The 21,477-nt window shown below is 42.6% G+C and carries 21 protein-coding genes; 5 read left to right on the forward strand and 16 right to left on the reverse strand.

Going from position 1 to position 21,477, the window contains the following annotated elements:
• Positions 1-37: 37 nt before the first annotated feature.
• The 9 genes from AB4238_RS19190 to AB4238_RS19230 all read right to left on the reverse strand — a co-directional run bounded on the left by AB4238_RS19190 (position 38) and on the right by AB4238_RS19230 (position 11,860).
• The gene (locus AB4238_RS19190; protein WP_372034873.1) at positions 38-769 is read right to left on the reverse strand and encodes a M48 family metallopeptidase; all 732 of its coding nucleotides are present in this window, start codon (positions 767-769) and stop codon (positions 38-40) included.
• Positions 769-3,918: a type I restriction endonuclease subunit R gene (locus tag AB4238_RS19195; RefSeq protein ID WP_372034874.1), complete on the reverse strand. Its 3,150-nt coding sequence runs from the start codon at positions 3,916-3,918 to the stop codon at positions 769-771. The genes AB4238_RS19190 and AB4238_RS19195 overlap by 1 nt, the downstream gene beginning before the upstream one ends.
• A gap of 280 nt (positions 3,919-4,198) precedes the next feature.
• Entirely contained in the window at positions 4,199-5,176 is a 978-nt protein-coding gene (locus tag AB4238_RS19200) for a hypothetical protein (RefSeq protein WP_372034875.1), read from the reverse strand.
• Positions 5,173-6,282 carry a DUF3696 domain-containing protein gene (locus AB4238_RS19205; protein ID WP_372034876.1) on the reverse strand — a complete coding sequence of 370 codons (1,110 nt, stop codon included), beginning with the start codon at positions 6,280-6,282 and terminating at the stop codon, positions 5,173-5,175. Before AB4238_RS19205 ends, AB4238_RS19200 begins: the two co-directional genes overlap by 4 nt.
• Positions 6,275-7,399, reverse strand: a complete 1,125-nt coding sequence (locus tag AB4238_RS19210; protein WP_372034877.1) for a DUF262 domain-containing protein — start codon at positions 7,397-7,399, stop codon at positions 6,275-6,277. Before AB4238_RS19210 ends, AB4238_RS19205 begins: the two co-directional genes overlap by 8 nt.
• Positions 7,392-8,753: a restriction endonuclease subunit S gene (locus AB4238_RS19215; RefSeq protein ID WP_372034878.1), complete on the reverse strand. Its 1,362-nt coding sequence runs from the start codon at positions 8,751-8,753 to the stop codon at positions 7,392-7,394. Before AB4238_RS19215 ends, AB4238_RS19210 begins: the two co-directional genes overlap by 8 nt.
• Positions 8,750-11,215, reverse strand: a complete 2,466-nt coding sequence (locus tag AB4238_RS19220; RefSeq protein WP_372034879.1) for a type I restriction-modification system subunit M — start codon at positions 11,213-11,215, stop codon at positions 8,750-8,752. Before AB4238_RS19220 ends, AB4238_RS19215 begins: the two co-directional genes overlap by 4 nt.
• Positions 11,216-11,247: 32 nt before the next feature.
• Complete coding sequence (locus tag AB4238_RS19225; RefSeq protein WP_017086799.1) at positions 11,248-11,487, reverse strand: hypothetical protein; 240 nt, start codon at positions 11,485-11,487, stop codon at positions 11,248-11,250.
• 184 nt (positions 11,488-11,671) lie between these two features.
• Positions 11,672-11,860: an AlpA family phage regulatory protein gene (locus AB4238_RS19230; protein WP_372034880.1), complete on the reverse strand. Its 189-nt coding sequence runs from the start codon at positions 11,858-11,860 to the stop codon at positions 11,672-11,674.
• Positions 11,861-12,040: 180 nt separating this feature from the next.
• Here AB4238_RS19230 and radC point away from each other — a divergent pair, with 180 nt between their 5' ends.
• From radC to AB4238_RS19250, 4 genes are all read left to right on the forward strand, one after another.
• On the forward strand, positions 12,041-12,532 hold the full coding sequence (gene radC, locus AB4238_RS19235) for a DNA repair protein RadC (RefSeq protein ID WP_372034881.1): 492 nt from the start codon (positions 12,041-12,043) through the stop codon (positions 12,530-12,532).
• Between the two features lie 38 nt (positions 12,533-12,570).
• On the forward strand, positions 12,571-13,029 hold the full coding sequence (locus AB4238_RS19240; RefSeq protein WP_372034882.1) for a DUF2787 domain-containing protein: 459 nt from the start codon (positions 12,571-12,573) through the stop codon (positions 13,027-13,029).
• Between the two features lie 193 nt (positions 13,030-13,222).
• Entirely contained in the window at positions 13,223-13,783 is a 561-nt protein-coding gene (locus AB4238_RS19245; RefSeq protein WP_372034883.1) for a tyrosine-type recombinase/integrase, read from the forward strand.
• Between the two features lie 17 nt (positions 13,784-13,800).
• Positions 13,801-14,502, forward strand: coding sequence for a lecithin retinol acyltransferase family protein (locus tag AB4238_RS19250; protein ID WP_372034884.1), 702 nt, complete (start codon positions 13,801-13,803; stop codon positions 14,500-14,502).
• Between the two features lie 33 nt (positions 14,503-14,535).
• Here AB4238_RS19250 and AB4238_RS19255 read toward each other — a convergent pair whose 3' ends face one another.
• Positions 14,536-15,192 (reverse strand): inovirus Gp2 family protein, encoded by a 657-nt coding sequence (locus AB4238_RS19255; RefSeq protein ID WP_372034885.1) that lies wholly within the window; start codon positions 15,190-15,192, stop codon positions 14,536-14,538.
• A gap of 599 nt (positions 15,193-15,791) precedes the next feature.
• Here AB4238_RS19255 and AB4238_RS19260 point away from each other — a divergent pair.
• On the forward strand, positions 15,792-16,826 hold the full coding sequence (locus AB4238_RS19260; RefSeq protein WP_372034886.1) for a hypothetical protein: 1,035 nt from the start codon (positions 15,792-15,794) through the stop codon (positions 16,824-16,826).
• Positions 16,827-16,875: 49 nt separating this feature from the next.
• On the opposite strand, the gene AB4238_RS19265 is transcribed toward AB4238_RS19260, so the two are convergent.
• The 6 genes from AB4238_RS19265 to AB4238_RS19290 all read right to left on the reverse strand — a co-directional run bounded on the left by AB4238_RS19265 (position 16,876) and on the right by AB4238_RS19290 (position 20,860).
• Positions 16,876-17,082 carry a helix-turn-helix transcriptional regulator gene (locus AB4238_RS19265; protein ID WP_372034888.1) on the reverse strand — a complete coding sequence of 69 codons (207 nt, stop codon included), beginning with the start codon at positions 17,080-17,082 and terminating at the stop codon, positions 16,876-16,878.
• Positions 17,083-17,390: 308 nt separating this feature from the next.
• The gene (locus tag AB4238_RS19270) at positions 17,391-18,389 is read right to left on the reverse strand and encodes a YecA family protein (RefSeq protein ID WP_372034890.1); all 999 of its coding nucleotides are present in this window, start codon (positions 18,387-18,389) and stop codon (positions 17,391-17,393) included.
• Positions 18,390-18,446: 57 nt separating this feature from the next.
• Positions 18,447-19,757 (reverse strand): type II toxin-antitoxin system HipA family toxin, encoded by a 1,311-nt coding sequence (locus tag AB4238_RS19275; protein WP_372034891.1) that lies wholly within the window; start codon positions 19,755-19,757, stop codon positions 18,447-18,449.
• A complete protein-coding gene (locus AB4238_RS19280; protein ID WP_372034893.1) occupies positions 19,747-20,037 on the reverse strand; it encodes a helix-turn-helix domain-containing protein in 291 nt (96 codons plus the stop codon). The genes AB4238_RS19275 and AB4238_RS19280 overlap by 11 nt, the downstream gene beginning before the upstream one ends.
• 78 nt (positions 20,038-20,115) lie before the next feature.
• Entirely contained in the window at positions 20,116-20,538 is a 423-nt protein-coding gene (locus AB4238_RS19285) for a type II toxin-antitoxin system HigA family antitoxin (protein WP_372034895.1), read from the reverse strand.
• A 4-nt stretch (positions 20,539-20,542) separates the two neighbouring features.
• On the reverse strand, positions 20,543-20,860 hold the full coding sequence (locus AB4238_RS19290; protein ID WP_017102430.1) for a type II toxin-antitoxin system HigB family toxin: 318 nt from the start codon (positions 20,858-20,860) through the stop codon (positions 20,543-20,545).
• Positions 20,861-21,477: the final 617 nt, after the last annotated feature.

The following is a 21,477-nucleotide window of genomic DNA, read 5'->3' on the forward strand; positions in this document are numbered from 1 at the left end:
CAAATCATTATTTCCAGAAAACTATGTGAGATAATATCTAATAACTCCAATCCTCATAAGCCAAAGGCAAGCTATTAAGTAGATTTCGGCGCTCGCGCCAGTCAGGCATATTTTTATCCATAATGGCTCGAAAGCGGTCGTTATGATGGCGTTCAAGCAAGTGGACTAGCTCATGCACCAATATGTACTCCATGCACTCTGGTGGCTTTTTAGCTAGCTCTAGGTTGAGCCACAACCTTTTTGCTTGTATGTTGCAGCTTCCCCACTTGGTCTTCATCTTCTTAATGCCGATATCATTTGATTCAACACCTAGCTTCGTTTGCCAATGAGGGAGCAACTTAGCGATAGATTCTTGCATTCGCTTGCGATAAAAAACATTAAGCAACTTAAGACGATTATCCACACTGGTGTTTTTTGTTACTGCTAACTCTAATTTAGTTAAGCCTTTTTCTGTCACTGTATGCTTACCCAAGGTATCAACAATGCTAAGTCGATAGCGTTTACCCCAAAGGTAATGACTTTCACCGCTCACCATTTCTCGACTTGATTGGCGAGGCTGGGCAGTAAAGTCTGCCTGCTGCTGCTTTATCCAAGCTAACTTATTAATAATGGCCAAACGGATTGCTTGATCACCAGTACCGTGTGGTACTGACAAACGCACACGTCCTTGGGGTGGCAATACACTTAAGTGCAGGTTTTTAATCGCTTTACGATTTACCTGAACCTCAATACCTCCAATTTTAATGTCTTCACTACCTGTTACCGACATTAATGATATTCCTTCTGTGCTTTCACTCGCTCCATCACTTCCACAATATCAACGTCATAGCCTTTGGTTTCTTCGCGAATAGCGTTAGCTATTTCACGCTCTTTAAAGCGATCACCCAACCAATCGGCTTTTTTTGTGTAGCGTACAGCCGTATCAATTTTGGCTGTCAGCACTTCATCATTACCCAAGTTGTCATACAGTGATTGCTTAGCTGCTGTATCAACAGAATCAGGATAACTTGCGCTACGATTACCGCTAGGGTTTACCACTTTTTTAGCCAGCTCTCTGATCTGCTCAAGGTATTCTTGATAGTTCAGCGCTTTTTCGCGGCGCTGTCTAATAATCTCATCTAACAATGACGACATTTGATCGTAGTATTTGGGGTTGATTGGGTTTTCATCCACAATCGTTTTACGCACATTGTTCTCAATAGCTTCAGCCATCGCTTCTTCATTCTCGCGTAGGTCTTTAGGTAATGAATCTAACCCTTCACCGTTGTTATTCACCACTAAATCAATGAGGCCTAATTCCTCAAAGTCCATGAGTAATTCGCTATCATCAGCACGAATGTACATATCCAGAAGATGGCGCATCGCAGGTTCAAAGCGCTTCATTTCCAGCAAATCACCACTGGCTAACTTAACCTCGTCACGTACCTTCTCAAAGTAGATAACTTCCTGTCGGATACTGTTGGCCTCGGTAGGTGAATAACCCGCTTGCTCCATCTCATTAGCCAAGTTGGCGTATGCCCTTAAAAGCTTAGCTACTGCTTGATACAAGGTTAAACGAAGGGCTTCTTTTTCTGAGCGCTCATCGATATCAGTGGGTTCAACACCCGACTCTCCACAAAAGTAGTGGATAAAATCTTTGGTATCACGCGGCGCTTTTACAGGTTCACACAAGGCACGAACCATTTCTAACGCATTGTCTAAATCTTCACGAGACTGCACTAGACGATCTTTAAGTAGACCTGCGACATCATCTTGGTCATATCCATCAAAGGCTTCTGCGGTGTAGTCCTTAATCGCTTTATCTAAAGAACGAAATAAATCCTTATAATCGATAATATAGCCATATTCTTTGTCTTCACCATCAAGACGGTTTACACGGCAAATAGCTTGGAACAGGTTGTGATCAGCCATGCTCTTATCAATGTAAAGGTAGGTCGCTGAAGGTGCATCAAAGCCCGTTAGCAGCTTATCTACGACTATAAGCAAACGCATTTGTCCGGGCTCTTTGATGAATCGGTTCTTCACCAACTTTTCAAACTCTTCTACACGTTTTGCCGCATCGTCTTCACTTTGTTCAAAATAATCTGCCAACATTTTCCGGTAGGTGTCGTACTTAAATAGTTTCTCGGTTAAGCCTTCTCCCGATTCTTCACCTTTAATCGAGCCCGCCACTGGCTGATAGCTGGTAACAATGGCACACTTACCCGCTAAATCAGTTTTGCTAAATAAGTCATACACTACACAAGCTTGATGCACACTGGCACACACCAGCATTGCATTGCCTCGGCCATCCATTAGCCTTGGTTTTAACTCCATATCCATCAAGATATCGCTAACAATCTGTTCTAAGCGAGATTTACTCGACAGCACCTTCTGCATGGTGCCCCACCTCTGTTTAAGCTGCATCCTCGCGAGATTAGAGATACCTTTAGTCTTCGCTTCAAACCATTGGTCGACCTTTTTCTGTGACGTTAAATGCTGATCAATATCACGCGCTTCATAGCGTAGATCGAGTACCACACCATCTTCTACCGCTTCATTGAATTTATAGGTATGAATATAAGGACCAAACACCTCTAAAGACTTTTTCTTGTCCTTCTTCATCAGTGGTGTCCCCGTAAAACCAATAAACATCGCATCAGGTAAAATGGTTTTCATCGCACTATGCAGCTTGCCTGACTGGGTTCTGTGGCATTCATCAACAAACACAAACAACTTACCTTGAGCGGTAAAGTTACTCATCACACTACTAGATAACGATTCAATATATTCAGCCGTAGCTACTTCACTTTCTTCGTTATCGTCTTCACCATTACGACCAAATTTATGTACTAACGAACACAACAGCCATGGATTCGGCTCACCTAAGGTGGCAATGAGATCACGGCCACTTTTAGTACGATAGATTTCTTCATCAACGCCAGAGAATACCGTCTCAATCTGTTCATCAAGCTCAGTGCGGTCAGTAATAATGAGTACCCTTGAGTCACTCACGTTCTCTCTAATCCATTTAGCCAACCACACCATGGTTAAGCTTTTTCCTGAACCTTGGGTATGCCAAATAATCCCACCTTGTTTGTTAGCTGAGTGGGAGTTCACATGCTTTTTAGCGGCTTGAATTCCGAAAAACTGATTATGGCGACAAGTCTTTTTAACACCAGCATCAAACACAATAAAATCATGAATTAGCTGTAAGAATCGATTCTTATCGCACAGTTGCGCCAGATGAGTATCTAAAATGGTATCAGTAGTAATATCAGCCTGTGGTAGAGCAGTATCACTGCTTGGTTCTTTCCATTCTAGATAGTATTTCTCTGTGGTTTCGATGGTGCCATAACGAATGCCTTGGGTATCGTTACCCGCCATGACTAGCTGCATGCTGGTAAAGAAGTTACGAATGAAGGCTTTTTTCTGGTTGTCGAGGTTTTGACGAATGCCTTCACTCACGGATACAGACGAACGCTTAAGCTCAATAACCCCCAAGGCAATACCATTTACATACAGTACAATGTCAGGCCGCTTTTTATGTTCGCCTTTTACGGTCACCTCTTCTGCTATGGCAAAGTCATTCGCTTCGATGTTTTCCCAGTCAATTAGCCATACGGTCTGGTTTAACTCACCTGCACCTTCTTTCTCTTTTACGCCATAACGGAGTAACCGATAGACTTCTTTATTGGCGTCGTAAAGCTTTTTACCTTCACCCAGTGCTGCGGCCATATCCAACTTACGTAAAGTACGTGCAATCAATGCTTCAGGTACGCCACGCTTTTTTAACCAACTGCTTAGTAGATTAGTTTCAACGTTGCGATTATTTTCGCGGTACTCCCAGTTACCTAGGTAGTCATACTTTAACTGGTCCCGAAAAAATCGAACCACGCGATCTTGGGTTGCACGCTCTTTTTGGCCGACAGTACTCATCCATTCATTCCTTTCTATCAAACCCTTTCTAGCAAATAGCTATCAAGCAACGTTCAAGTAAATTACAACCATATAAATCAACCACTTAAGCTAGAACAAAGCAATTGACCGATAAGTTATTGTTATTTTATCAAACAACGATCAAGCAAATTAGCTCCAATGCGGTACATAACGCATCGCTTTTGCCCCAGCTCCAGGATCATATGGCTTAACCAATCCGCTACTGACTGCATCTTTAATCACTCAACTCACTGTGGCGCTGTTTTGAGTTTCCTTAAATTCATAAAGTTAGATGCGGCCCTAAATACGCCACATATATCCGCTTACTTGCTGAATCAGCATAAAAATGCAGACGGTATCCATCAGGTAGTTTTACATGATTCTCGCAATAGACCTGCCGCCCATCATCTAACCAAAACATGCGCTCTTTCTTCTTTTTGGGATCATCATTTACACTGTTAGATTCACCACTGACTTCAGCTGCCAAGCCCACGTCTCTTAAATACTCATGGCGGTACTCAACATACTCACCAGCAAGCCATTTTTCACCAAACGATTCCAGTACATTTAGCGCATCACGCGCCTTGAATAATACATCCGTTCTAGCAGACCAACCTTGCAAACTTGTACCTATTTGATTTGACAACAAAGTGATATGAGGAAACAATTCCTTTCTTTTCAGCCAAATATCCTTAGCGGTATTTAACAGCGCATTACGACGCTGTTTTAATTCATCACCATGCGCTTCTAAACTCGCAGAACCACTCAGATTTAAAAGTGTTTCTTCTCTTTGATCTGGTGTCGCTTCTAGATCAAAAACCCAGACTTTAATGTGACTATTTGCCCAAGCGGCCAGAGCCGTGAAACTGGCAAGGAACGTTTCAAGATAAAACGCGGCTAATAGCACAGACTTGCCTGAATCCTCTCTAGGTAACCCAACTTCCACCGTACCACCAATACTTTCAAGATCCACGGTTTCAAAAAGTGGTTGTTTCGTTTCAAGGGATTTAAGAAACCGGCACCAATCCGTAAGCTCCTCAACCTTGCTTGCCGAGGCAAACCAATTGCGCACAAAGTATCCATCCGCTAGTTCCAATCCCATTAGCGACTTATCTTGATCTTCATCTACCAACAAAATTTTTAGCCCAGCAGTTCGGCAAACTTTAAGCACTGTAAAAAAAGCCAATAGTCCATTATCTGCATCCTCTTTGCTGGCAAACGGCAAAGAGTGATGGTTCAGCACAATCCCATTGCTCATAACAGCTGATCCAGTTCCTTATCCCATTGGTCAAAGAAACCTTCAGGCCAGCAGTCAATTCGACCTTCATCATCAATATTGGGATACATAACTTCTGAGGCATGAATGGGATTATGAACATCTCGCTGTAAGAAAAAGACTTTTACATCGTCAGCAGCAATCACTTTCTGCTTAACAGCAACACGCATACCGTTGAGGAAGTGATCGGAATGGGATTCTACAATTAATTGCACACCATTATTTGCTGCGATGGCACACAGTTTACCCATCAATGATTGTCCAGCGGGGTGCAAGTGTGATTCAGGGTTTTCAATAATCAGCAAATCACCTTTTGCCGCACTTAAAATACTGGTCACAACAGGTAACACATAACTCAAGCCAAAGCCTACATTCTGCGGTTTAAACTCTTCGGTCGTTTCTTTACCTTGGTTGAAAGAGTAACTTAAGCTCGCCGAGTTAAACTGAGGTTGCGCCACTGCTTTGATTTTTAAACCGGGCGTAATATCCGACATCCACGCTTCAATATTGGCAAGCAAAGTTCCTGAAACAGCCTTTGGATGGCGTAAAGCTTCAATTCCCAGATCTTTAGCACCATTGACCGCGATAAAATGAACCGCAAACTCACCATGATGGCCAAGCGATTTCAAATCTCGAATATGAAACTCAGACAACTGGTGATGACTTTGTGGGCTTAATCTATCGGCACATAAATACTGAAAATTAGAGTTGAATAAACTCAAAGACTCAGCATCTCCGTCAATACCTGATTTGCGCAACGGCAAAAGATCCGTGTCGTGTTGATAGTCGAACTCAATCCGTGTGGGTTGTTCCTTCTCGCTCCACTTCACGGTGAAAATAATCTCTTCTTCTTCACTAAAGCTGGAAAGAGCGTCTTTCCCGGTGCCGATATTGACGTAATCGCCATTCAAAAGAAGCCCCTTGCTTTTAAGGGTATTTCGTTCGTAAGACTGCCTGAGAAGCAACAAGCTCTGTACAAGAGTCGATTTACCCATGCCGTTAAGGCCTGAAAACAAATTCAGGTTCCGTAGTGGAAAGCTGGCATTCAACAAAGTTTTAAAATTCTGAATATTAATGAACTCAATCATTCAACACCTTCTTAATCAACGAATTAACTTTTTCATAGCGTATTTCGACATGCTCTTTGCGCTGAGTAGAGTAGCTAATAGCATTAATAAACTCAGCATCTTCCAATAAATCTCGTGCCTTTTCTTGAAACTCAAATTGCCTACTAACTAAGTGGCTAAATTCGCTTTCAGTTAATTTAGCCAACATAATCATCCAAACTTCAAATAAAGTGGCATTTTTTGACCGTCTTCTTGAATTAGGATTTTTTTCAAACCCCTTTTCTCCTAAAAGCTGGTAGCAGCGCTCAATCGCTGTTGAATACTTAGTTTTGAACTCTGCGCGGTAGGTATCATCGCCTTTCTTGATGTCTTCCATGGCTTTATCTAAAAACGAAGCGATTTCTTTTTTGTTTTTAGGGTCTAGATAATCAAAGCGATAAAATGCCCAGAATCGCAACACTAGCTCCTGATCCTTCATACGTTTAGAAAGGTCACCTAGCATGGCTTTTGAGCATTCTGAATTGGCTAATTTTTCGAGCAGTTCTCTGTCTCGTGGCTTAGCGAGCGCATTACGGATCTCTTGATTATTGAGCGTCAACCCTCCCGTATTGATACGGCGAAACACCGAATATTTAACATCCTCAGGCGTGCCCGGTTTAATCATGTACACAGTAACAGGGCATTCTTCAATACGGCGCTGATATTGGCGATGTAGCTTATCGAACGTTTTGCCATTGAGTTCAATTAAGAACTCCAGCCCATTGAGGCGAAGCTTTTTATCTAATACAAATTTGCGAATAGTCGATAACCGCTGCAATCCGTCAACAATCAGCCAATTATTTTCATCGGACGCATCAAAATAGAATGCCGGTAATGGGAACCGAATCAAAATAGATTCGATTAAACGGCTCATCTTGCGGTTATCCCATAGCTCCGCATGGCGCTGAAAATCAGTATTCATGTCGATTTCATTGTGATCAATTCGCTTAATCAAGGTATCCAATGACTTCGGCTCAGCGACGATATCAATATCTGTCGGATTAAACGGGCGCATCACCTCATCAAGTAGTTCAGGTTCTTCTTCAGAAACTGGAGCGATCAATTCTTCATCGAGCTCGGTTTCTTGATAATCAGTCATGCGCTTCTCCTTGAATTAATCTTGTCTTACCCGTGAGCAGTTCTTGCATCATGCCTTGTTTGATTTGGCGAATTTTCGATAAACGTTGATTTAGTGCCTGAATATCTTCATCCATATCGGAGAGAATAGTGGCAATAGCATTTTGTTCTTCTTCGGCTGGAGCATAAAAGCCAAAATTAACAAAATCTCTTTGATACAAGTGAGTTATCGTAGAGCCTGCTGTAATAGCTCTAATGAAGTCAGTAAAAATACTAGAATTGAGTACGTAAAATAAAAATTTTGGTACAAATTTTTTATTTTTAGGTCGAATAACAAAAACACCACTATTTAGAGTTGCTTCAAGTGGGAGCTTACTAACATATCCAACCTTACCAATTGTCCCGTCTTTTGTAACAAGCACATCGCCTTCTCTTAATTGAATGTTAGAATCTTGTTTGTAACGCCATTCGCTTACGTAACAACAGCTATTCCAGTCAACAAGACCTGCATTAAAGTCCGTCCCCGTAACTAAAAATCTCGGTCCAAATTCTAAGTACTCCTTAGTTGTCAATGCCTGCCAGCCTATTCTAGCTTTCAATGTTGCATCTTGCCCTAAAGTAACTAGGCCCCATCCATCTGGAGCACTACCCACCTGATTTGGAAGGTTGTTTTCTTCAATGTGATTACTAGACTCCCCATTTTCATACTTAACAAATTCAGGCAAACGAGTCTTGCCTGTCAGTAGTTGCTGCATGGTAGCGGTTTTAATCGCTTGTTTTTTGGCGATGAGCTTTTCTAACTCGCTCAGTAACGCATCTACGTCTGACAAAGCATTTGCGATGGCGGTTTGCTCTTCTATAGAAGGTAAAGCAATCACGTAGTTTTTAACATCATTACTAGTTATGTTGGGATCTTTACGACTGCTACTAGCTACTCCTTTCCAGTAGTCGACATTGTAATTTAGCTCAGACAATAAATAGTAAGAGTTTATTTTTTTAGGCTTTGGCTTAACAGCAACCAAAGCTTGGTTAATCGCGGATGGTTTTGTTATATAGCCAGTACGACCTATTTGATTAAACCCACCATACATAGCCACTAAAACAGAACCAACAGGGTGCTTTTTAAGGCCTGTTTCTGATAACGCTAAATCAGTTATCTGTTCTTCAGAAACATCAATTAGTGAATTATTGAGATCTGTCGTTTTAACCCAATTATTAGACCCATTAACAAAGTATCGGTCATGCTGTGCCCTTGGTGGTGTAGTGCCACCTCCAAAGCCACATACTTCATTTAAGGGAGAAACATCCCAATCTTCAGGAATCACTCCAACTTCTGTTTGTTTATACCCGTCAGGTATTACTTGCAATGAACTCATAACGCCCACTCCAATCCCATGGCTTTGAGGTGGCCTGCTACTTTATCGCTCAATTCATCAACCGAATTCGTGAGTGTTGGCAGTGGTGCGCTGTAACGCTCTTCCAACTGTTTTACACGATTGGCCATTTGCTGGGTTACGCGCTCAATCTCAGCAACAATATTAGCTTGCAGGGTAGCTAACCATTTATCATCCACAATCAAAGTCTTGATTTCTTCAATGCTCAGTTTTGGATATTGTCCAAACACAGCTAAATCTAAGGCCTCGATTGCAGTTTTCACTGCCTTCTTAGCGGTAGCATCGGCATTGAACAGTTTAGTCGCTTGCTTCAGTACTAAGAGCTCTTCACTATCGGTTGCGATCTTGCTTCTTGCGGCTACGCTAGCTTTGGTGATTTTGTCTTTATCATTAATAGCTTCAACCAATAAACCGTCCTCTGATCCTTGTTCCTCTAGGTAACTTTCAAGCGCTTGGGTCGCCGCATCTTGTTTGGCTTGTAGTTCATCAATAGCCTGTTGCTTATCAGCAAAGTAACGGGCCACCATTAGGCTAGGTGGGATTAGTTCAGCTTTGTATTTTTTCTTGGCTATAATTAAATCTGGTGTTTCTTTTAGTTTCTCGCCTTTAACGGCCACCAGCTCACGCAGTACTTTGCCCGCGATCCAATCATCTTGTACCAGCACATACACATCGTCTTGCAATGTATCGGCCCAGTAATCCATGAGAATTTGGTAAATGTCGTATTTACTCAACAATTCGCTGTTAGCGTAACCTGTAAGTAGTTGCTCAGAAATCTCATGGATAAGCTCTTTAGGGCTGTCACCTTGCTTTATCTCACTAAGTTGTGCCTGCTTAGCCCATGCCGTAAAAGGCAACAAACTACGGTTAGCGAAGTCTTTAAATTCGTGATGAGCCAGAATACTGCTTTTTACCTTGCTCGCTTCTACTAAACCATGGCTATAGCCTTCACGCGCAGCTTGACCTTGTTTCTCACCGAACAAAGTGGCTCGAATATTTGGAAACACTTGCCAGAAATGCTCAAGGGCATCGATATCTTTATTTGGGATACCGCCCTGTAGGTGGGCATTTAAATCATGTAGATCTTCTGGCTCACTTGAGTCGATATAACGAGGGATATTAAGGTTGTAGTCATTTTTAGCGATTTCATCAACGCTGACTAAGCGGCTAAAGCGCTCTAGCTCTAACCCCTTATTAAACACATCTACGATTTTGTGAATGTCTTGACTACGCAGACGATTTTTATTGCCATCCTTAATGAAGCCCTTACTTGCATCAATCATAAAGATTGAGCGGCCTTGCATTGTCCCCTTTGGATCTGCGACCGCTTTTTGAGCATGCTCTTTATCGATAACAATAATACAAGCTGGAATGCCCGTACCGTAGAACAGGTTAGCAGGTAAACCAATAATGCCTTTTATGTAGCCTTGCTTGATTAGGTTTTCACGAATATCAGATTCAGCATTACCACGGAATAACACCCCATGCGGCAAAATAACCGCACCTTTACCTGTGCTTTTTAGACTGGTAAGGATGTGCAGCAAGAACGTGTAATCGCCATTTTTCTCTGGTGGAGTACCCCAAACAAAGCGCTTAAACAGATCGTCTTTTGGGTTTAGGCCACTGGTCCAGTTTTTATTGGAAAACGGAGGGTTGGCTACTGAAAAGTCGAATGTTTTCAACTTGTCTGCGGCGTCTTTCCATTGCGGGTCAGCAAGGGTGTTACCTTTCCAGATTTTAGCCGTCGCATTGTTATGCAAAATCATGTTCATGCGTGCCAATGCGCTGGTGGCGTTATCCATCTCTTGGCCAAAGATAGATAAACCGCGTGGTGCTTCGTCACTGGCTTTTAATAGTAGAGAGCCTGAACCACAAGTAGGGTCATACACTGTCGCATCTTGTGGGGTGTCCTTAGTAATGCCTACCACTTTAGCTAGAATTTGAGATACTTCTGAAGGCGTATAGAACTGACCCTTAGATTTACCCGATTCTGTCGCAAAGTGACGCATTAGATATTCGTAAGCATCGCCCAATAGATCATCACCATCAGCGCGGTTATCTGACAAGTCTAAGCCTTGGAAAATACCTACCAGCTTAGTAAGACGGTCAACCATCTCCTTACCTTTGCCAAGTTTGTCTTCGTCGTTAAAATCGGCTACGTCTATCACGCCTTTTAAGTCGTTTTCTTCGGCAAGGGCTGCGATGATTTTGTTAATTTTGTCGCCAATTTCTTTATCATTTTTAAGCTTAATTAAATCATCGAAGCTGGCACCAGTTGGCACCACAATCATGCCGTAAGGGTCGCCTTTGTATTTGTCGGATACGTACTTCATAAACAACATGGTCAGTACGTAATCTTTGTATTGGCTGGCATCCATACCACCACGCAGTTCGTCACAGCTTGCCCAAAGGGATGAATAGAGTTCTGTTTTTTTAATGGCCATTATTTTTGAAAACCTTGATGAGAGTTGGGCAGTTACAATTGTGTTGTATTTAAGCCAGCCGCTTTTAAGCGAGTGGTTAGATTGCGCATTTTGGAAAATTCAGTCCCGAAGCTACTTTTTAAGCCCACGCCTTCGCAGAACTCTTTAGCTGTGATGCTTTTCAGATCATCAGCATACTTGATCATTTGCAGGTGCATTTCTGCGGTGTATTGATTGCGAGGGGCATCATTTAAGGCTTGCTTGATGCTGTCGAAAATGGCTTGCTCGGTCATGTTGTTGTGCCTTTGATTTGCATACGGTTACATACTTTTAGCTAATTTATATAAATTAGCTAAGCAACTAATTTAAGGCAAGAACTATTTGCAGTAAAGAGATCAGCACGACGCTATCATTACGACAATAATGGCATAAGAGAGCGTTACGCTCTCTTCTTGCTCGCAGACAAAAGTTTCATCCTTAACATTCCAATTCAGGATGCTCTAATTTACTCATCATCCAATCATCAACCTCACTTTCAAGCCAAGCTTTACGCTTGCCCATGACCGTGACGTTTCTAGGGAAGTCACCTGCTTTAATCAAAAGGTAAATACTGCTGCGGCAAAGTGACGTTTTATCTATGACTTGTTGTAGTTTTAGAAATTTCATGTTGGGAATCCTTATGTATTAACTCGTTCATACCAAGGACTCACCATTATTTTTTTACCTAGATTCCCCCTGCCTTATCCCCCACTCCCGACAACCTACATTCAAAATCCTTTCAGATATATTTCATCACTACGCATAGCCCAGTTGATAAAACTTAATTAACAGATATAGGAGGTCCCTATGCGTATATCTCGATCTGCCATTCCAACTAATCATCAATACCCAGCACACCAAACCTCTAGCCTCAATGAACTGCTAGAACACGCAGCTGAAGCGCTCGCACAAAAGTACAAGCGTGAAGGCACCTTCACGAACCCTGATAACGTGAAAGAGTATCTACAGCTAAAGCTTGGCTCGTATGATCGTGAAGTGTTTGCCCTGATGCTGCTGGATAACCAGCACCAGCTTATTCGCTTTGAAGAGCTGTTCTTTGGCACCATTGATGCAGCAAGTGTTTATTCAAGAGAAGTGGTAAAGGCCGCCCTCAATGCTAATGCAGCTGCGGTTATCCTGGCTCATAACCACCCATCGGGGATCGCAGAACCCTCTAGAGCGGACAAACGCATTACCAATAGGCTAGTTGATGCGTTGGGGTTAATTGACGTGCGAGTGCTCGACCACATTGTGGTTGGTGAGCATTGTGTCTCTTTTGCTGAAAGGAACTGGATATGAATAACAATCAATCAGTCTGTAAGAGTTAGGAGGCGCTTATGCCAGCTAAATCACTACTCAGCAACACATCAAACAGCTTGTCATTTAACAAAGCCGCTTTACCCATCTCCAATGCGTTATTGAAACGCTTGGCTGATGTGCTGAACCAATATACTGAAGTCGTCGGCGACAATTACATCGTGATTAACTTTAGAGACAAAGGCTACAGCGCTGAAAAAGGTGGCTTTCATCCAGTAGAGATATCATTAAGCAAAGATGCCCACAATCGCTACACGATCTTGTACATCACTGACTTTAGTTACTGCGGTGACCCTTACCCTGAACTTGAGCGAGATATCGACTTTGATTTTGGCAACTCGGCGGCTTTTACTCGGTACATAGGCTGGACGGGTATTTGTTCACCTGCAATTGTTGAGCTCTACCCGTTGTGGGAAGACAACTTTGTTGACTACCTAGATACTGACGCTTATGACCAAGTTGAAGTACGAGGTCATTAATCGCCAATTCAACACACCAAAACTTAAACTCCACTTTCTAACAACATCCACCAGCACAGATAACGGCTGATATTGCTGCTTCCCATATTGTTAAAACGGGAAGCTTGAAACCCTTGCTACATAAGGGTTTAGCGGTATCGGCCTCTCTGTGCTTCCCAAAACACCCTTCTACAGACAAAAAAGGAAGCAGACTATGGCTGAGGTCCAAGCGATCAAAGACGACGACACCATTCGACTCATTGGCCACTTACTCGCTATTCGTTGTAATCCGCAAATGGCTGACGTTTGGCACATTGGGTTAAACCTGGCACTACGAATATCCGATTTACTCTCTATCCGCTTTGAAGACATTAATGATGACCGACTCATTATTCGTGAAAGCAAAACGGGCAAGCTGGCAAACATCCAGTTAAACACCAAGGCACGAGAACACATTGCCAAAGTGCGAGAGAAGCACCCCGACCATGTGTACCTATTTCAATCACATCGATGCCAGCAACTAAAACATAAACCTCCGCAGCCGATCTCTCGGCGTGCGGTGTCTATGGCCTTTCAGCAAGTGGGGCAAGAACTCAAGCTTGCGCTGGGTACCCACAGCATGCGCAAGACGAGAGGTTACTTCCTCTACCAATCCACTAAAGATATCGGTCGCGTGATGAAGATGCTACGCCACACCTCTGAGGGCGTGACGCTTCGTTATATCGGTATTACTCAAGATGAAGTCGACAAAGACTTCGTATCACTCGAACTGTAACTAAGAGAGGTTCTATCATGGAACACTTACAACCTGGCGATCACCTGGTGGTGAACGTTGATGTACTGGGGATTACTGAGCACCATGGCTTATACATCGGCAATGACGAAGTAATCCATCTTTGCGCTCACGCTAAGCAAGTCATACTCAGTTGCTTAGCTACGTTTTCTGATGAGAAAGAAATCAGAGTGAAACGGCGTTCGCCCTATCCACAAGATGCCATTGATTACGCAAGCCAGCAGTTAGGTAAACGTGGTTATGATGTAGCCACGAACAATTGTGAACACTTCGTCAACCACTGCATTGAGCAACGGCACACCTCTAACCAAGTAAGTAGCAGTGGTCATGCAATCGCTCATGTTGCTGCTAGACAGGGCTTACTCGGCCAATCAGCTAAACAGTTTGCGAAAGGTCCACTGGGAACTATCGCTATCGCCTCTACAGGGGCTAAGTACGTCGGGGAATACATTGGCTTACCTGATAGCGTCAACACCGTTATAGGGGCTCCTGGGGATCTTGTCGCCAAGCCTATTGAGGCTGCATACAAGGGTACCGTTGATACACTAACCAATACTTACGATAAACTAAGTGATGGTGAAATCATCGGTGCCACTGGCGAGCTTATAACGGGTACTGTAGAGACAACTATTGATGTCGTCTTTGCACCCATTGCGGTTGTAGGTAACACCTGGAGTGCCATTACATCGTGGTTTGATTAAAACAATGGAGGACTAAACGCTCTCCGTTCATCACTACCGATAGCTGGTACCAAAATTACGGTGTCCCTCACCATAGTGTTTAGTATCTTTTTTTGCTAGATAACTTAAACGGTAAAATAGCTCCTCATACTGACGAGAAAACTCGGAGGTACCTTGATGTAAATAATACCCACCACTTTTGGTAAAATGCACCAACACAATCGCGTTGTGATAATCCATACCTAACGCACTAGCCCAAGCATCATGAATCATCCCCGCTAAAGTATCTCTTCTTTCCCAGTCACCTAGCTTATGGAACTTCTCTTTGTTAAAAAGCAATACCATGTGGTAATGATCATTTACTGATGTATCTCGCTCTCTACCCCAAATAAACCGAACGCCTGAAGGGCGTACTCTTCGATTCGCTTTTTCGTACCTGCGGTCCATCGCTTTAATTTTTGCTTTAAGCGAATCGGTGAACCGTGAGATAACCCTATCTCTAAATCGGCATTGGCTGACGATCTCATCTCGACTCAAGCAATCAAGCTCTTGAGGAGCTTGTGGCATCTTAAGATCAATCCGTACTGCATAGACGCGTTTGTTCTCATCACATGCATGATTCAATGTATCTATTGTTTTGTCTAAGTATCTTTCGCTGTAGTCATTTAGGTTGCCTTGAATGGGCAACCCTTTGAAGTAGTTGTTGTTCATTTTTACTTACCCATGGTTGGTTATCATAAGTAAGATCTGTTGTATTTATTTACTGGATTATCAGGTGACCATACTAAGGTATGTTCACTAAGAGAGAGGCATGTATATAACTATACCGACATCATTTAGGTGATCCCGTCACTCAATTCCCTCTTCTATAGCAGCAGTTAAAAACCACCTCAAAAGTCGCTCGTTTTGGTCTGGCGTTATTGGATGAATTCATCGACGTTACTTCATAGGCTAACCAATCTCTTTGTCTCGTTAATTGTGTTTCACTAGCCACTTAAGCAATACCAAGGCAACGATAAATGCAATCATCCCCAGTAAAACAGCCGACACCTCAATAAAACCTAGTGATCAACTTAAAAAAACCAACAAAAAAGAACCGATTTAGAGCTAAATAGTACGTAATTTATAGTAAAAAATACCAATAAGTAACATAATTAATTTAAGGTAAGTCAATCAAAACGAATGGGGGAGTCATGAAAAAAAGACCACTTTTCAACACTAGAAGCAAAGAAGAGTCCGATTTTTAAGTCACAGAAATAGCCAAGTTAATTCAAGGTAATAATTCCCATTCTCCGAAACCGCACGGCAGTTTGATCGCTGCGGAAAATTCACTCTTAAACCACTTTGATGAAGAAGTTAAAGCGAGGAAGCATGCAAGGCTTTTAACGCTCATTTATCAAGAGGAAATCAACCCTAGTGACGATGTTTTGGATTGGATTAACTCACCTAGAATTTCAGGCTTTTGTTTTATGATGCTTTTGAATAGACATGAATTTCAGGACCGCTATTTAGCCCCTTTAAGCACTGTTGATTCGTCAAGTTTGTCTCAACTTTCAACTGGGATTACTCACAAGAAAAACATTGGACGTACACGAGATCGATACAACTTTGATGATGTAGAAAAGCTTCCAGCTATAGAGACGTACGACATAAATGACTACGATGATGACAAGCACACACAAGAAGACCATAACGAAGATGTGTGGATAGAGGAGCCTCAAAAGAAGAGCTTTACACGCATTGAAGATGAAAGCTTTGTCAATTCATTATCTACTGGTTTTGGTGCCGATACTGTCATTCCTACAAGCAGCTATGGCTCACATCGCAGTCGCCTCCAAGCCATCCTTAAGGCTTTCTACGATTTAAGTTCAGCTCAAGTAAAGTGCCGGGGGGATAATAATTATCACTTCTTCGATCTTGGCGAGATTATTTTACGGTTAAAGTTTGACTGGCAACAGGTATTCTTAAATGCAAACCATTCTTGGATTGAACATGACAATACCGAGCAAATAGCATGGCTTCACCACAACCTTCAGGCGAAAGATGCCGAATTCGAGCTCCCTTGGATCATCACTGACACTGAAAGCCTGCATGATGCACTACTCACTTATTTAGATTTGAAACTCTTACAGCACCCCAAAGATACCGCTAAAAAAATCGAAACACTGAGAAAGGCATGGGTGAGAAAAAATGGCAATGATAACGCTGAAGAGACTAAAAGCATTGGCCTAAGCAGCAAATCAAAGGCTCAATTAAAAGAGCTATCAAAACGCGAAAAAAAGAGCGAAAGAACGGTAATTAAAGAACTTATTCAAGAGCAACACTCATCACTAACAGACAACTAATATTCCTAAAGTGGAGGCGGCACAATGTCGCCTCATTTGTAACAGGCTCTCAGTTATACGGTGTGATTTTGGTTTGAAGCCATGCTTGTACTTCACTTTCTAGCCAGGCTTTTCGCTTACCCATAATGGCGTAGTTGCTAGGAAAGTCACCTGCGCTAATCAAGAGGTAGATACTGCTACGGCACAGTGTAGTAACTTCCATGACATCGCGTAGTCGAAGAAAGCGGTCACTGCGGTTTTGAATAATTTCCATCATATTTTCCTGGTTGTCGGCTTATCCAGGAAGATGAAATATATCTGTATTGGTTTTACTTATAGGTTGACGCAAGCGATATACAAAGCCAGCTCTAAGAAAGCTATCAAGCAACGATCAAGCAACGATCAAGCAAATTTAAATTTATACTTATCATAAACTTGAAAGCTAAAACCGGACTAAAACAACATGTTTCGTTGATGTTATGAAGCAGTCATCAAACAAATAAGCCTATGTACGATTACTCTCGTTCTCGAACAACGTGGAAAACTCTTAAGCTAAAAGACCTTACCTTGCTCTTCTAATTCACGCTAAACATCGAATTGGAAAACTTGCTTCATCAATGGTTGCACTTCTACTTTATTTGGCATCCGAAAATCATCAATATGCCTCATTGGTGCAAGCGTCACAAAGCCCCAAAACTCCAGGAAGCGTTTAATAAAGCGAGATTCAATCATTGTGCCTAGTAACTGACTCGGAGATGAATACCCATCTTCAGGGCATCTCAGCAGTAAGTCTGGGAATGCGATCATTACCTCTTCAATCAATTGTTCTGTATTGTCATGACGTTGCAATCGCCACAGCATAAATAGCCAGAAGGCTCTTAGGTCAATATCGTGCTCCCATCCATCTAGGTAGCCCCAATTGTACTGAGAGGTTGCAGCTTCGAGCATAGGGATAAAAAACGCTTGAATACCGTGTGCTAGGTACTGCTTTTGAGCCGCTTTTTTAACATGATAACGGCCACTGCGACGATAAATAATACCAGCAATCTCTGCCAGCACTCGGCTGTAATGCAATGCATTAAACTTATCTTCGTTACTGCCTGCATATTCACTGATACTGATGTGTCGTTCAAATTCAGAGACTGCAAATTCTGGTAATAGCTCACTAGCCTGCTTAACAATTTTTGTCGGCAAGTTACCTTTGCTGGTGGCTTTAAAAGAGCCATCGTTTTGCATGGCTTCGTCTAATATCAATGCTAAGTAACGCATCACTGGGCTGGTTCTTAGGTCATCTGGTGTATGTATTGTTACCCCTTCCAGCTCACTGAAAGATGCATATAACCAATTACTCATTTGTGTTGGCGAAAGGCCACAGAAATCAGGATGAGGGCGATCATTAGCCGCCTTCATTTTTTGCTGTGCAACGATATTGAGTTCTTCTATAGACAAGTTAGGGTTCATGGCGGCAACTTGCTCAATGTCATCCAGCATAGATGCGTGTTGCTTAGAAACAGTGTTCATGCAGCAACGTTTGTACTTTTTACCACTGCCACAAGGGCAAGGTTCATTTCGACCTGGTTTCATGTTTTATCTACTCGTCTTATTTATCTTAATGCTACGTCACCTCAAACCAACATCATCTCAAGCTAAAAGTGCCGCATTTTCTTGCTTACGATCTGCAAGTGTTTTTTCTATCGCTAACACAGTGGTCTTACTCACTCCGTGTTGCTTAGCAAGCTGCCTAAACTGACTAATAGCATCCACTACCTCTTGAATGCATTGCTGTGCTTCCTTCCAATTAGCAAAGCCTGCGCTAGCCGCGATCTTTTGCATCACTTTGAGTGGTGGCGCTTTTCCGTATCCGGCGAAGGCAGTCGCATGCTCGTTAAAAGGGTGAGGGCTAAAGGTTACATCGTAAAATGGGGCAAGTTGCCAACTGCCATCATCGGCCTGTAAAAAGCCCCAGTTTTTACTGTGATCGTCTTGGTTCGCGGCAAATAAGTTAAACATTGCGCGTCGAAATTGAAGCTGCCCAGCCGCTGGTGACTTACAGAGTTGACGGCTGGCCTTAATCAGATCGCTGTAGTCTAAGCTCGGGCTTCGAAAATCAGCATCCAATAAGCCGCAGGCACTGTGCATATGTAAACGCCCAGCCTTCTCCTGCGCGGGTAAATAATCGAAACGCTTTAACGCAAGCCATGCTCTAGCACCGCTACTTGCAGGTGCTTCAATTAACTGCCACATCGGTGGCTGACACTTTGCCTGCTCAGCCATTTCTAAATAGACCGCTTCACACAAACCTTCTTCGTGGCCCAAGGTCAAGTTCTTCGAGGTAAACTTAACTAGCCATGCTTCATCACCAGGCTGTGCATAGGTACGGCATTGTGTCGCGTCTCCAGCGGGCATATAAATTTGCGCTTTAGGGCGAGCACCGCCGGAGCTGCCAACGGCTACCAAGGTTGCTAACACTTGCGCAGTGCTACCGTCTAACTCATCAGAGAGGGACTGGTCAAACAAGGTTTGTGCTTCAAGACCAAGTGTTTCCAAATCAATATCTGAACGCTGATCTAATGAGAGCTCTGATACAGGGGTAAAAGATAATGCCCCCATTCCTTGCAGGCCAACAAAAGCCAGCCTGTCCATTGCTGTTACTTGTGCCGGCAAAATACCTTGTTGGCGGAATACTCGATCTTGCAACAATAAACCCCAACCATCGGGAAGACTATCGCCAAAAACGCCGTGAATGCCTTGGTGTGGTCCTTTCGGTGCTTGCTGTAATCGCACATCTCCTTGAAGAGTAAAAGGGGATAAATTGCCAAACGTGCTTAGATAATTTTGATCGTACTGAAAGAAAACGCCTTGGCGGTTTTGCGCTAATACACCCACCGATACAGTTTCGCCCGTTGTGAGAGTGCGCTCCACATTCAACTTTTGAATGGATTTAAAGCTCATCTTTAAGCACCTCTTCTATACTGGTCGGTAAAGCACTGCGGTCAGCCGTTGTTTGTGTCAGTTGATAAAGCCTGTCTAGTGAATCCAGCGACTGCCACAAAAGCAGCAGCTGACGAAATGAAATTTGCCCGGTGAGTTCAAACTTTTTTATGGTCGAAGCAGGTACACAACTACGCAGTGCCAGTGCCTCTCGCGATAGCTTCTCTTGTTTACGCAAACCCCGCAGATGAGTAGCAAAAGCTTGGCTTACATCGGTATCATCTAAAAGTGAAAAGTTCATACGCAACCTCAATGGATACAATAATGTCTATTATAGCGTAATTTTGCGAATTTTAGATACTGTAATGCCCAGGAAATACTAACCAATAAACAATGAAGCTGACACACCAAAACGCGCCGATAGTGCCTTAATGTGGTTGAGCGTGAGGGAACGCTTTCCGCTTAAGATCATCGATACCGTCGATTTTGCACCAATCTCTTCTTTGAAGTCACTTAACGTCAATTGATGCTGATCGATAATAACCCTTAGCATGGCGATGCCTGGCTCTAGTTTTTCGATAGCTTGATTAAATTCACTAAACTGCTCCGCTTCTTCTTCGTATCTTTCAATCACCGGAAACATCAAGTCGATCACTGGCTGATGAGCATCATAATCTTCGATAAGTACTTCCATCGTGGCAATCAGCTCTTGATATTGCTCAGGCGAAGAGATACCACTCACCCAAGGCATAACTTGGTTCAGTTGGTTAGCGGCTTTGTCTAACACAGCGATATCTAACATAAGGTTACCTCTTCAGTTTCTTTTCTCGGTATTGCTTTGTAATACGGTCGTACTCGGCATGGCTGACAATGTTCTTAATGAAGCATCGACCTCCTACAAATTCGATAAATGCAATAAGCCTTAAGTTGTTACCGCCAATGTCGATCACCCACCACTTATCAACGTATTTAAAATTGTCTAGTGACGGAAAGACTTTTCGTAGCTCATCTGGGCTTTTTGCTTTACTCTCTTTTAACACCTTGTACGTTGCATCTAGTGCATCGGAATCGTTTGGATAGAGTTTTTTCGCATTTTCAAAAGGTTGCTTACTTATAACGTGCATGTACTATCCAGTTTGTTCACTATATGTGAACACTATACCTAAACCAAGCTTAGTTCACAATATGTGAACATCAAGGAATAGCCAAAGTGGATAGCTGGATAATCAATGGTGGTCAAATCGGTGGTTAAAAATGTAAAACAAAGAAAACAATACCTTCAACTACCTGATTTAAAATAATTTAACAATTACAATCTACATTCAGCTCCAAAACGTAGAGTAGACCTCAAACCCTTACTACGGCTCATTAAACCCTGTTATTACGCCTGTTATAACGCCTGTTATTACAGGTTTTTTTATTTAAACCTTGTTTTTACTTGTTTCAGATTTTTGCTATTGTTTCAACATAAATGGGACTAAAGTGGTGACTGAATACATTAGTCACCAATTTGGACCGAAGCAAATGAACGATAAACAAGTAAAGGCTTTTTTGAAAAGCAAAGAACTAGGGCGTAAACAGGGTGAGAACGTGAACGTTTTTTAGGTAATTCAACGATCAATTTGACGCTCACATTTAGGTGTGATCATATACTCCCTTTTTAGGGAGAGCATCATGCATATTGACCACTTTAAAGAACATTTCCAGACAGTCACAGACCAGCGCCAAGGTGCGAAGATCA

It is taken from the genome of Shewanella sp. 10N.286.45.A1 (assembly GCF_041470405.1).
Taxonomy (GTDB): domain Bacteria; phylum Pseudomonadota; class Gammaproteobacteria; order Enterobacterales; family Shewanellaceae; genus Shewanella.